A 13276-nucleotide genomic window follows, 5' to 3' on the forward strand; every position below is an offset into this window, starting at 1 on the left:
AAGACAATAATAGGGTAAATCCAAAAGACTTAGAATAATTACCGGAAAAATACCGCCAAATAGCTGTCGGTTATTCTACCAAATAAGCTTTCAATGCTTCAAAAGTAGGAGGCGTTAATCGACTTTCTTTGGGTAATTCCAGTAATGCCTCCAGTTTAGGGGGAATGACCGGCTGAAGACCCGTTGTCGCTTTTACCACCTCATGAAATTTGGCCGGGTGAGCTGTTTCCAGAAAAACGCCGATTTCATTTTTATCCTGCAGAAAATCGGCAATGGCCAGATAGCCCACGGCACCATGCGGATCCAGCGGGTAGTCACATTCCTTTTGAATGCGTACCATCACTTCCTGGGTAGTGTCATCATCAAAAGCATAGCCGGAAATCTCCGCTTTCATTTCCTCCCAAGAGTCTCCAAATAAGGCTTGCATTCGGGCAAAATTACTCGGTGCCCCAACATCCATGGCATTGGAAATGGTGGCAATGGAAGGGCGTGGCTCATATTGGCCATTTTCCAGATATTGCGGAACAATATCATTTACATTCGTAGCGGCTATAAAATGCTTTATCGGCAGCCCCATTTTCTTGGCCAGCAAACCACCGGTCAGGTTTCCAAAATTCCCGGAGGGTACACAAAAGTTCACCGGTAATCCCTGTTTTTGCAATTGCCCATAAGCCCAGAAATAATAGAGCGATTGTGGAATTAAGCGGGCAATATTGATGGAGTTTGCTGAACTCAGTCCGCATTTTTTTGACAACTCCTGATCCAGGAATGCCTGCTTGACCATGGCCTGACAATCATCAAAGGTACCTTCTACTTCCAAAGCTGAGATATTCTGCCCGGCGGTGGTCAGTTGCTTTTCCTGCAAAGGACTCACTTTTCCGGAAGGGTAGAGGATGGACACTTTAATATTTTTCACGCCCAAAAATCCCTGCGCCACGGCACTACCGGTATCTCCTGAAGTGGCGACCAAAATATGAATCTGCTCGCCGCTTTTCTCCAAGAAATACCCCATGATGCGGGCCATAAAGCGGGCGCCAAAATCTTTAAAGGCATGGGTAGGGCCATGGAATAATTCCAAAGCATACACCTTCGGACTTACTTCCACCAGTGGTACTTCAAAATCAAAAGCATCATCGCAAATTGATTTAAGCACCTCCACCGGAACTTCCTCCGATAAAAGGGCGGAAGTTACCTCCAGGGCAATTTCCTGAAAGCTCAGGCCCGGTAATTTTTCAAAAAAGGAGGAAGGTAATTCAGGAATGGCTGTTGGCATATACAAACCATTATCCGGTGGTAATCCACGGAATAGTGCTTCCTGAAAGCTAACCTGATGATCTTTATTATTTGTGCTGTAAAGTTTCATAAAAAATAAGAATTCGGATTAAACAGTGGATTGCTGCTGTGCTTCGGCTGCCAATACCGTAGGGCCTTGCATATTTACTTTGGAAACATACACCTGATAAGTAAAGCCCAGTGATTTGATGATCGTTTCCATCGCTTCCGCCACTTTTTGAGCCGTTTCAGGCCCTTGGGAAAAAGTAAATTGTGAGGGGCCTGAACCGGAAATTCCAAAACCCAGGGCTCCGGCTACCATGGCTGCTTTCCTCACTTCCTGAAAGCCCGGAATTAGGGTAGAGCGCAAGGGCTCCACGATCACATCTTCCATAGATCGGCCGATCAGGGCATAATCACTACTCATCAATCCGGCAATTAGTCCCCCTACATTTCCCCACTGGGTAACGGCATCTTTTAATGGCACCTGCTCCTTAAGCAATTTTCGCATTTGTTTGGTCGGCACCTCCACATCCGGGTGGATCACGGTCACATATAAATCCTCGGGAACCGTAATATTGACCACATCCAGTGGCTCATAACTTCTTACCAATACAAAGCCGCCCATCAATGCCGCTGCCGCATTATCCGCATGGGCAAAGCCACAGGCGGCGCGTTCTCCCTCCAGTGCAAAAGGCAGTAAGTCTTTCCTTTCCAAAGGTGCGCCCATTAACTCATTAATGGCAAAGGCTGCCCCAACCGCGCTGGCCGCCGAGGAGCCTAATCCACTACCCAAGGGCATTTGTTTATGCAGGCGAATATCTACCCCCTGCTTTATTCCCAAGTGTTTTAGGTACTCCAGCACCGCCACTCCGGCCGTATTTTTCTCCACCGCTAATGGCAACTTCCCTTCGTCTCCCGTAATTTCCGTAATTCGCACCTCGCCCGTTTCGGTTAAGGTCAGTTCCAAGGTGTCACCAGGGGCATCAATGGCAAAGCCCAGCACATCAAATCCGCAGGTTACATTGGCTACGGTTGCCGGGGCGAAAACGCTAATGGATGATAATTTCTCCATAAACAAAATTCAATTAGGGGTGAAAATTTAAACTAAGAGTTCACTTTGGGATATGTTGCTGATTTGGGATGTTTGGTCCTTCAGACCAAAAAAAGGAGGAAACCTGATGACCTCCTCCTCTTTTCAATATCTTTTATTCTAAGATAAATAATTAAAGATTCGGATAACCTCTGCAAATACACCGGCTGCGGTGACTTCCGCTCCGGCACCAGGGCCTTTTACTACCAATGGGCGCTCCAAATAGCGCGGGGTCGTAAAGGAAATGATATTATCACTCCCTGAAAGGCTAAAGAAAGGATGCTCCGGGCCTACGGCTTTCAAAGCAACCAATGCCTTACCACCTTCCATGCTGGCGATAAATCGAAGTACTTTCCCTTCGGCTTCAGCCTCTTTCAACAAGCCTTCAAAATGGTGATCATGCTTCGCCAATTCCTCAAAGAAAGCCGGTACATCGGGAGCTTGCATGCAGGATTCCGGCAAAATACCATCAATCTGCACATCAGAGATGTCCATCTGATAACCCGCCTCACGGGAAAGAATCAAAATCTTACGACGTACATCCATTCCGTTCAGGTCATCGCGTGGATCAGGCTCGGTAAATCCGGCCGCCTGTGCTTCCTTCACGATTTCCGAGAAAGAAGTCCCGGCCTTAAAGGAATTAAAAATATAAGATAGTGTACCGGACAGCACGCCTTCAATCTTCTGAATACGGTCTCCGGAATTTAATAAATCATTCAAAGTGGTGATCACCGGCAAACCGGCTCCCACAGACGTTTCATAAAAGAATTTCACGCCACGACGATAAGCCGTGTTCTTGATTTCCTGCAACTTGAGGAAGTCCCCGGAACTGGCCAGCTTGTTAGGCGTGGTAATGGAAATGGAATTATTCAATACCCTTTGGTAATTCTCCACTACTGCCTGGCTGGAGGTATTATCCACAAATACGGAGTTGGACAAGTTCAGCTCCACCATTTCGGTCACGAAATCATCAATATTCCCTTTACGACCCCTTTCCAGTAATTCTGCTTTCCAGTTGTCCAGATCAATACCATCCAGATCAAAAAGGAATTGTTTACTGTTGGCAATCCCGACGATATTGATCTTCAGGTGTTGCTTCAACAAATTATCGTACTGCGCCTTGATCTGATTCAACAAGGTAGAACCAATCAGTCCCACTCCTGCGATGAACAGGTTCAGACGGGTCTCCGTCGACAGGAAGTAAATATCATGCAGCGCATTCAGGGTTTTAGAAAAATCCTTACGCTCTACCACTACAGAAATATTCAGCTCAGAAGTTCCCTGTGCAATCGCCACTACATTGATACCATTCCGACCCAAAGCACCAAACAACTTGGCCGCAACCCCGGGCTGATGCTTCATATTCTCTCCGATCGTAGCAACTACAGCCAAATCGTAGCGAATTTCTACCGCATCAATTTTATGGTTGATCATTTCCAGGTTAAACTCCTGCTCTAATACCTCCTTGGTTCTTGGACCATCATCGGGAGCAATGGCAAAGGAGATAGAACGCTCAGAGGAAGCCTGGGTAATGAAGATTACGTTAATTTCCGCCTCAGAAAGCGCATTGAATAAGCGGTTGGGCACATTCGGTACGCCCATAATACCACTGCCCTGAAAGTTTACCAAAGCCACTTCCTGAATGGAAGATATGCCCTTTACATCATAATCCCAGTCTGAAGAGGCATTTGAAATCAAAGTACCTTCAAAATCAGGATTAAAAGTATTACGAATACTCAAAGGTATACTTTTGGCCATGGCCGGTGCCAGGGTAGGCGGGTAAATCACTTTGGCACCAAAATGAGACATCTCCATCGCTTCCGCATAGGAAAGGGACTTCAAAGAGTAAGTCTTTTTCACCCGGCGAGGATCAGTAGTCATCACACCATCCACATCGGTCCAAATTTCAATCTGATCCGCATCCAAAGCTGCTCCCACAATGGCTGCGGTATAATCAGAGCCCCCTCTGCCTAAAGTAGAAGTTACCCCATCCTCTGTAGAGGCGATGAATCCCGTAATAATTTGTAAATGGTTCGCTTTAGAAAAATGCTCCCCAATATTCCGATTAGTGGCTTCGAACAATACCCTTGCATTACCAAAGTTCCCATCCGTTACGATCAATCGGCGGGCATCTGCAAATTCGGCAGCCACCCCTTCCTGGCTCGCATATTCGCTTAAGAGGTAGCTGGCCATTCTTTCACCAAAGCTTAAAATCAGGTCTTCGGTGCGCTTGGACAACTCCTTAATTAAATTAACCCCTTGCAAAAGGTCACTCAATTCTTTCAGAAAAACCTTAATATTATTGTAAACTCGTGTTCGTGTCTCGTCGGTCATGATGGTTTCCACCATTTCAAAATGACGCTGCTTGATCGACTCCAATACCTCCTCATAGGCAGGATCATTCGAGCAAGCCATCTTTCCTACGGCTACCAGCTGATTGGTCACACCAGAGAGCGCTGAATTTACGACTGCGACCTGCTCTCCTTTTTGCTGATAGTCCTTCAGGATCCCGATTACCTGCTTCAGGCCTTCTGGTGATCCTACCGACGTTCCTCCAAACTTTAAGACTTTCATTGATCCGAAAAGAAAAATTGATTAAAAAATTATCAACAAATCCCATGAATTTATACAATACCCGACAGTGATTTGCAAAAAACCACAAGGCATTTTCAATAAATAGGGATTTTTTTATTTAGTCCGTCAATATACGGAAACAAAAATAGAAAGACATAAAATGTCTGAATTTCCATTCATTTTCCCCTATAAACAACCCAAGACCAAACAAAATTAGGTGAATTCAGAAATGACAAACATTTAATAGCAAAAAGCCTCACTTTTAAACAAAGGCAAGCTGTCACTTTCTTTATTTGAATGAGGAGCCTAAACCGAATTATTCACCACTAAATTAATCGAGTCGACTTAAGCATTTTATTTCAGCTCAATGAGATCGTAATTACTGATTCATTAATCGCCCAAAATTAGGCCAGCTTGCTTTCTCCTCCTTCATCTGCTTTGTTGGAAAAAAATGAAATGGAAAAAATTTCTTCCTTTTTCCTGCCGTGCAGCTAAACGGGGATTGAAACATGAATGATCCGGTCTGAAACGCTATTGAAAATTTGGAAACAAAAAGTCCCGTTTATTGAAAGCAATGGCTCATTTTCCCCCCGCTTTTTAAGCCGGCAATATATGCATCTAATCGTTAGGAGTAATTTATAAAAGGAAATTAACTTCAAATAAACATCCATATTATAAAACCCTGACATTTAATGCATTCCAATTCTATTTTTTCAAAACCAAAGGGAGGTTTTATTAATATTTTCCCAAAAAATATTTAGTGTTACCCTGTAAGAAACACTGAAATCAGTCAGGGTGAAAAATCATGTATGGATCAAACAAAGATTATGGTAAAATTCAGAAATGAAGATTATATTAATAATGTAGTCGTTCATCTGAGGTTTGCTTAGCGCAATCAAAAACTTATTCTCGAGACATTTTCTCCATATTAACTCCCAAAACCATGACACCGCACATATTAGTTCCCACCGATTTCACCAACATTGCTACCCATGGTGCTGAATTGGCGCTGAATTTGGCCCGAGAGAATTTTGGCAAAGTCACTTTCCTTAATTGCTCTCAACTACATCGCACCCAGGGCGGGTATATGTTGGGCTATGAGTACCTTGAAGAGTCTGATGAGGTGATTGACACGAACGTTCGCCGCCAAATGCGCGAATGGGTTGCCGCTTTAGATACTACCAGTGTACTGGTGCAAACCCACCTAGTGGAAGACTCTTTTGAAAATGGGGTAAACACTTTCCTTCGTAACCATGATGTGGACATGATTGTCATGGGAACCAGTGGAGAGTTAGACTTTGCTGAATACTTAATTGGTAACCATACCGATTTTGTTATTCGCCATTCCGGATGCCCTATAGTAACGATTAAAGAAGGCGCAAAAAACGACGTAAAAATAAAGAACATCCTGATGACCACGGACCTTGTTCATGAGGATGATGACGCTATCAACAAAATAAAGGTCTTTGCGGAAAAATTTAATGCAGTATTGCACGTGTTGTATATTTCCCAAGGAAAGGAAAAAACTTTGGAAGAGATTAATTTGAATCTGGAACTGTTCGCCAGAAGGCATCAGCTCAATAATTATGTATTACATAAAGAAATTTCTTCTAACGTTGCTCAGTCCATTGCCGAAACAGCAGAATGGTTTAACATTGATTTGATTGCAATGCTAACTAACTCGCATGACGGCTTCTTGAATTTATTCAAATCAAGTGTTGCTGAATCAGTAGTTAAAAAGGCGGACTGCCCGGTAATGCTGATTAATACACACGTACTTTCGCAAAGTTAATTTTCCAATTCACTCTAAAAAGCAGCCTTCCCCGGGCTGCTTTTTTTATGCCCCGGCCAGAAAATGAAAATCGATTTATTCATTTAGCCGGAAAAGTAATTTCCAGTAACAGCGCTTTTTTTAAAAAAACGAAACCAAAAACCAAGGCTTGTGATCAATGTCGGCGGAACAAAGAACCAGCTGACGGAATCCATCAAGGCGACATTTGGACAGGGCAAGAGACTGGTGAAATATGGCTAAAATGTAGCTGTGATGCTCTCTTATCGCCAGCAGAACTTTTGTCTATCCGCCCATTGATCAAGACCGGACTATTGATGCGGAAGATTTTATACTATAATGTCAATACTGTAAAAGATAGTAAGCCAACTCTTAAACAAGTGCTCAAATCAAATAGACCGGCATTGGGAACTAGATCATTCCTATAATATGTCCATTTGTAGTTTTATGAAAAAGCCGTGTTTCCAGTAATCCATCCATTGGAGAAAACCGGAGGAATCATAACTCAAATAAAAAGGCGAGAAAACTACAGCTGCCCCCGCGCCCAAAGATGTTCGCCATTACTTTCTTTCCATTCTTCCAGCCAGCGGATGTATCCATAAACGCCCACAAAAACGAAAACCGCCATCACCACTGCGGATAGATAATTCCCCACAAAGGCATGCGCAAATACGCCGATGGTTCCGATCAACACCCAATAAATCCAGGAGCCCAATAACTTCTGAGAAGATAGCCAAAGAGCTACAACAGCCGCCAACGAAATATAAGAATGCACATAAAACAAAATGGCATCATGCAGCTGAAAACCGACAATCACCAAAATGGCAAATAAAAGCAGTCCACTGCCCAAATACATCAAATGCTCCTGTAGAGACCACACCTGAAAAGACTTCCCCAGGCTGGGCCAGTGCCACCAACCGTAGATTGATATACCCAAATAAACAATGCCCCATAAAGCCTGAACCCACCAACCAAAGGCCAAACAACAGCCACTATACCAAATAGAGGAAAATGAAGCGGCCCACCACGCCTTTTGATCATTCCTCGCCAATAACCATAAGAACAAGCCTCCGGCCAGCACTGCAGGGATCATCCATGAGCCAGTTTGGTGGAGCATCCGTAGAGGAGCATCAATGAATTGTAATAAAAGGCTCATCATAAGAAGTTTAACTTTGTTCGACGGGGGTATGGTATTAACAGAATTTAACAAAAAAAATCACTAAATCCCGACAAACAACAAAAAAGCCTGACCACTTGCGTAAATGATCAGGCTTTTAAAGATGGGAACACCAACTTAGTGTTCTCTATGATACAGCGAAACATTATTCTTAATGTAAGCTTCCAAATCTTTAATGGTCAATAGATTGTGAATTTCTTCTTCAGGAATTTTTAAATCGTAAGCAGCTTCAATACTGAAAATCAAATCAACCACATCAACAGAGGATAAACCAAGATCATTAATCAGATCTGCCTCCGGGCGAATAGTATCTTCAGCCACTTTCAAACCCACCAGAATCGATTTGATTTTTTCGTAATAAGGACTCATAACAAATGTTGAATTTATTCTAATAGTGAGGAGCGCAGCCATGAAACTCCTCAGATACTAAACATGCAAAAAACACATGTGTTCTAATTATCAAAAAGAACAATTAAACTTAAAACTACCAAAAAAAACATCATATTTTAAGTTATCAACAGGAATTCAAACTCTTTAAATTTAATTAAAGCCATGAGTAATTGGACTGAATCAAACAACCGCCTTAGCCAAACCTTCAAATTCAAAAATTTTATTGAGGCCTTTGGCTTTATGAGCCAGGTGGCCATCATTGCCGAGAAAATGGATCACCACCCCAACTGGAGTAATGTTTACAATCAGGTTACCATCGAACTGACCACTCATGACGCTGGCAATACCATCACCGATAAAGACCGCACATTGGCCAAGGCCATTGATAACCTTCTTGCATGATTTTCAAGGGGAAAATGAATAAAATCAACCGGTAGATCATGTCCAATTAATCCGGCTTTCTTACCTTCGTAACAGTTCTTGGAAAAAGACAATCTTTTTGACAAGTGGATTAAGACGAAGAATTTATGGAAGCCGGAAAATTATATTTAGTCCCGACCCCCATCGGGAATTTGGAAGATATCACCTTGAGAGCGATTCGGATTTTGAAAGAAGTGGATGTGGTTTTAGCAGAAGACACCCGGACGACGGGCAACCTGCTGAAGCATTTGGAAATTTCGAAGCCGCTAAAAAGCTTTCATATTCATAATGAGCACAAAATTGTCCAACACTGGGCCACACAGATAGAAGAAGGGCAGACCATAGCGCTGTGTTCTGATGCCGGAACTCCTGCCATATCCGATCCGGGATTTTTGCTTGTACGAGAATGTGTACAAAAAGGAATTGCGGTGGAGTGCCTTCCGGGGGCAACTGCTTTTGTTCCGGCCCTGGTAAACTCTGGTTTGCCCAATGACCGATTCATTTTTGAAGGCTTTCTTCCGCATAAGAAAGGGCGCCAAACACGGGTTCAGGCGCTGGCAGAAGAGGAGAGAACCATTGTTTTGTATGAATCTCCACACCGATTAGTAAAATCCCTGCAGCAGCTGGCGGAATTTATGGGAGAGGACCGTCAGGCATGTGTTAGCAGAGAACTGACCAAAATGCATGAAGAAAATGCCCGGGGAACCCTGGCTGAACTGATCACCCATTTTTCCCAAAAAGAAAAAGTGAAAGGGGAGATCGTCATCGTAATTGAAGGAAAAAAATAATAGCAGCGCATAGTACCAACATGACTTTTTTCGAAAAATTAAGAGCAAATCAGTGGTACCCGCTGATTTTATCCCTTTTCAGCGGATTTTGTTTCTGGGCAGCCTGGCCGAATATGCCCCTGACCTTTCTCATCTTTTTGATCTTTGTACCCATTTTCGTACTTCGGGAAGAAACCGTTGGCAAGAAAATCAATAGGGCTGGCCTGAAATTTTTTGGCTGGACTTACCTGACTTGTTTTATATGGAATGCCAGTACCACCTGGTGGGTTTGGAATGCAACGCCGGAGGGAGCAATGGGGATGCTGGTCGCTAATAGCTTTTTGATGACGCTTCCCATCCTGGCCTGGAGCTTTGTACGCAAAAGGATGCCGGAATTCTGGAGCTTTGTAGCCCTGATGCTCTTTTGGCTGGCCTTTGAGAATATTCACCTGAACTGGGGCCTTTCCTGGCCATGGCTCAACCTGGGCAATGCTTTTGCCAAACGCTACCAGTGGGTGCAGTGGTATGAAATTACCGGAGCCGCTGGAGGTACCATTTGGGTGCTGATCATGAATATGCTTATTTACCGCATATTATTTTATGGTGGTGCTTTATACAAAGGACAGTTTCGCTATATCTCGCTATCATATGCCCTCATATTTGGGCTCAGCTTACCCATCGGCATTTCCTACTTTATTTATAATAATTTTGAGGAGCAGGGTGAGGAGGTAGAGTTTATCGCCATGCAGCCCAATATTGACCCCTATTCCGAAAAATTCCAGAATAGCGAAAACTTCATTCCCTTTGCGCAGCAACTCCAAAGGTTTATCCAGCTATCTGAGGAAAAAATCACGGATAGCACGCGCTTCCTTTTATGGCCGGAAAGTGCACTGGACAAGGTTTTCTCTGAAAAACAATTCAGTACTTATGCTGAGGGAAGAACGATCTATAAATTTAAAGAAAAGTACCCTCAGCTTAACTTGCTGACCGGACTGACCAGCTATCAACAATATGGGCAAATGGAGGAAAAGCCCACCGAGACCGCCCGTTTTCAGCCCAATATGGGCTACTACGACGTCTACAATGCCGGACTATTTCTAAATGAAAATATGGAGCGTCAGTTTTACCACAAGTCCAAACTGGTACCGGGCGTAGAAACTACTCCATACCCCTGGCTATTTGACTTTCTTACCCAAACCGTCTTCAATTTAGGAGGCACCACGGGTAACTTTGGTAAGCAACAGGAGCGCTCTGTTTTTTTTAACAGTGATTCCATCGGTATTGCCCCTTCCATTTGTTACGAATCCATTTATGGTGATTTCATGGCACAGTACATTCGCAACGGAGCCCACTTTATCGCCATTATCACCAATGATGGCTGGTGGCGCAATACCCCGGGCCACATTCAGCACTTACAATATGCCAGCCTGCGTGCCATTGAAAACCGCAGGTCCATTGCACGCTCCGCCAATACCGGAATTTCTGCCTTCGTTAATCAGCGTGGAGATATCCTGCAGCCAACAGATTACTGGGTGCAGGACGTTATCCGGGGTAGTTTGAAGGCCAATACCGCATTTACCTTCTACACGCAAAACGGAGACTACTTAGGCCGGACCGCTCAATGGATGGCCCTGTTTTTCTTCCTGGCTGCTTTTGTAAGAGGGAAAACCAAAGGATTGATTGAAGAAGAATAACACCTAATTCTATATCGCATGAAAAATCTAAAAGACCTTTGCTTAGAAGTCATTGAAATTGCCCGAGCGGCAGGTGCCTTCCAACGCAATGAATGCCGACAGATGGACAAAAGCAAGATTGAAAAGAAGGGATTAAATGATTTAGTGTCCTATGTTGATAAGGAAACAGAGAAAATGCTGGTGAGTAAGCTCAGTCAGCTTTTTCCGGAGGCTGGTTTTATTACCGAAGAAGGTACCACTGCACAGGGACAGGCAGAATATACCTGGGTAATTGATCCACTAGATGGAACCACCAACTTTTTACACCAGCTACCGCTATACTCCGTAAGTATTGGATTATTGCATGAAGGCAAGCCGGTACTGGGGGTTATTTATGCACCGGAAACGGAAGAAATGTTCTCTGCGGTAAAAGGGGAGGGGGCTTATCTGAATGGTAAGCAGATTGAAGTCAGCCAGGCGGATCAGTTTTCCGACAGTTTAATTGCTACCGGTTTTCCATATCAGCGTTTTGAGGAGATGGACGCCTATCTTCGGATCCTGGATAAATTAATGCATTGCACCCATGGATTGAGAAGACTAGGCAGTGCGGCCATTGATCTGGCTTATGTAGCTTGTGGTCGATTCGAAGCTTTCTATGAATACAACCTGAAGCCATGGGACATTGCGGCGGGCATCATCATAGTGGAGGAAGCCGGAGGAAAAGTAACCGATTTTAAGGGAGGTCCGGATTTTCTTTTCGGTAAACAATTAATTGCCGGGGGCCCCATCCATCAAGACCTTCAAAAGATGATCCATCAACACTGGTGTCAATAATATCCCGATCCGATATTTTTAAATGTAATATTTTTAGAAATAAATAACTTCTTCGTTTATTGGCGATTTAAAAAATTACCTATAGATGAAGAAGTTTTTATTTTCATGCCTAATGGTATTAGGCTTAATGGTGTTCTTCCCGAAAACAGAAGGGAAGGCGCAAAATTTTAACCTAGTAGGACACTTTGGAGCCACAATGCTCAACCGACCAGCCAAATTTCTTTTCGATGTGGAGGGGCAATTTGGAGTTACGAGAACCGTGATGCTTACCAGTGGTTACCAGCATTGGGACAATAAAAACCACGCCACATTCGGGATGAGAATCTACCCTGTGGATGGATTTTACCTGCGTGCCCGCGGCCTTTTCTGGAATTCTGCCGATGTAAGTTTAGGTGCAGGATTCACTAAACATTTTGACCAAAACTGGCTGATGGAATTCAGCGGGGATTATTACATCAATGCCAAAAGAATGGGATTACAGGTAGGTATCGGATATCGATTCTAAATTCCGTATTTTAGTTTTCCCATTAAAAACTATCCGATGATTGAGATTAAAGTTGCCCTTTATCAGGCCTGTGTTGAATATGTAGAGGAAAGAATCAACCGCGCGAAGGAGAATATTCAGGCAGCGCAGGAAGCCTCTAACAGCGAAACCAAGAGTTCTGCTGGCGATAAATATGAGACCGCCAGAGCCATGGCGCAGCTAGAAAAAGAAAAGGCATTAGGACAGCTGAATGAATCTGCTAAACTAAAAAAGGCCCTGGAGCTTATTCACCCGGACAAGCCTATGGAGCAAGCTGAATTGGGAAGTCTAGTCATTACCTCTGCCGGCAACTTTTATTTAAGTATAGGGGCTGGAAAGCTGCAACATGAGGGGCAAATCTACTTTGCTCTTTCCCCTGCCTCCCCACTGGGGCAACAGATTATCGGAAAAAAAGCAGGAGATCAGTATTCTATTAATGGTAAAAAAGTCTCCATTAAGGCGATTTATTAGCAGTTTAATCCTAAAAAAAGGGAGGGAATCCATTCGGTTCCCTCCCTTTTTATTTTGTCTTCTTTAATATCAGACTGAATTATGCATGCTTAAGCTGGATTATTCTTGCTTCAATCCTCATTTAGCTGCAATGCGGAAAAAATGAAGGAATAGTTTCCTATTTCGTGTTTTTCCCAAGGTAGCAGATGAATGAGGAGAAAGTAAGCTTTCCCAAATTTGAGCTATAAAAAATCAGCAGACACGGACATAATGGATTGACAACAAGTAGGTTAAAGAAAGTCTTTAAACCCAGC

Annotated in this window: 12 protein-coding genes; 7 read left to right on the top strand and 5 right to left on the bottom strand. The window is 43.5% G+C overall.

From position 1 onward, the window contains the following. Positions 1-70: 70 nt before the first annotated feature. The 3 genes from thrC to thrA all read right to left on the bottom strand — a co-directional run bounded on the left by thrC (position 71) and on the right by thrA (position 4939). Complete coding sequence (thrC, locus tag NG22_RS14355) at positions 71-1363, bottom strand: threonine synthase (RefSeq protein WP_053406359.1); 1293 nt, start codon at positions 1361-1363, stop codon at positions 71-73. Between the two features lie 18 nt (positions 1364-1381). Beyond that, positions 1382-2347 (bottom strand): homoserine kinase, encoded by a 966-nt coding sequence (locus NG22_RS14360; protein ID WP_053406360.1) that lies wholly within the window; start codon positions 2345-2347, stop codon positions 1382-1384. Positions 2348-2485: 138 nt separating this feature from the next. Continuing rightward, positions 2486-4939 carry a bifunctional aspartate kinase/homoserine dehydrogenase I gene (gene thrA, locus NG22_RS14365; RefSeq protein WP_053406361.1) on the bottom strand — a complete coding sequence of 818 codons (2454 nt, stop codon included), beginning with the start codon at positions 4937-4939 and terminating at the stop codon, positions 2486-2488. 943 nt (positions 4940-5882) lie between these two features. Here thrA and NG22_RS14370 point away from each other — a divergent pair. Then, on the top strand, positions 5883-6731 hold the full coding sequence (locus tag NG22_RS14370; protein WP_053406362.1) for a universal stress protein: 849 nt from the start codon (positions 5883-5885) through the stop codon (positions 6729-6731). Between the two features lie 523 nt (positions 6732-7254). Here NG22_RS14370 and NG22_RS14380 read toward each other — a convergent pair. Further along, entirely contained in the window at positions 7255-7887 is a 633-nt protein-coding gene (locus tag NG22_RS14380) for a nicotinamide mononucleotide transporter family protein (protein WP_082305090.1), read from the bottom strand. Between the two features lie 135 nt (positions 7888-8022). After that, complete coding sequence (locus tag NG22_RS14385) at positions 8023-8274, bottom strand: acyl carrier protein (RefSeq protein ID WP_053406365.1); 252 nt, start codon at positions 8272-8274, stop codon at positions 8023-8025. Between the two features lie 174 nt (positions 8275-8448). Between NG22_RS14385 and NG22_RS14390 the strand changes: the two genes are divergently transcribed. The 6 genes from NG22_RS14390 to NG22_RS14415 all read left to right on the top strand — a co-directional run bounded on the left by NG22_RS14390 (position 8449) and on the right by NG22_RS14415 (position 12983). Continuing rightward, on the top strand, positions 8449-8697 hold the full coding sequence (locus tag NG22_RS14390) for a 4a-hydroxytetrahydrobiopterin dehydratase (protein ID WP_301280977.1): 249 nt from the start codon (positions 8449-8451) through the stop codon (positions 8695-8697). A gap of 125 nt (positions 8698-8822) precedes the next feature. Continuing rightward, a complete protein-coding gene (gene rsmI, locus NG22_RS14395) occupies positions 8823-9503 on the top strand; it encodes a 16S rRNA (cytidine(1402)-2'-O)-methyltransferase (RefSeq protein WP_053406367.1) in 681 nt (226 codons plus the stop codon). 20 nt (positions 9504-9523) lie between these two features. Next, entirely contained in the window at positions 9524-11176 is a 1653-nt protein-coding gene (gene lnt / locus NG22_RS14400; RefSeq protein WP_072159101.1) for an apolipoprotein N-acyltransferase, read from the top strand. 18 nt (positions 11177-11194) lie between these two features. Beyond that, positions 11195-11989, top strand: a complete 795-nt coding sequence (locus NG22_RS14405; protein ID WP_053406368.1) for an inositol monophosphatase family protein — start codon at positions 11195-11197, stop codon at positions 11987-11989. Between the two features lie 85 nt (positions 11990-12074). After that, positions 12075-12494 carry a hypothetical protein gene (locus NG22_RS14410; protein WP_157601117.1) on the top strand — a complete coding sequence of 140 codons (420 nt, stop codon included), beginning with the start codon at positions 12075-12077 and terminating at the stop codon, positions 12492-12494. Between the two features lie 36 nt (positions 12495-12530). Beyond that, positions 12531-12983 (top strand): hypothetical protein, encoded by a 453-nt coding sequence (locus NG22_RS14415; protein ID WP_053406370.1) that lies wholly within the window; start codon positions 12531-12533, stop codon positions 12981-12983. The last annotated feature ends 293 nt before the right edge of the window (positions 12984-13276 follow it).

Origin of the sequence: Persicobacter sp. CCB-QB2 (assembly GCF_001274635.1) — a bacterium.
GTDB lineage: Bacteria > Bacteroidota > Bacteroidia > Cytophagales > Cyclobacteriaceae > Persicobacter > Persicobacter diffluens.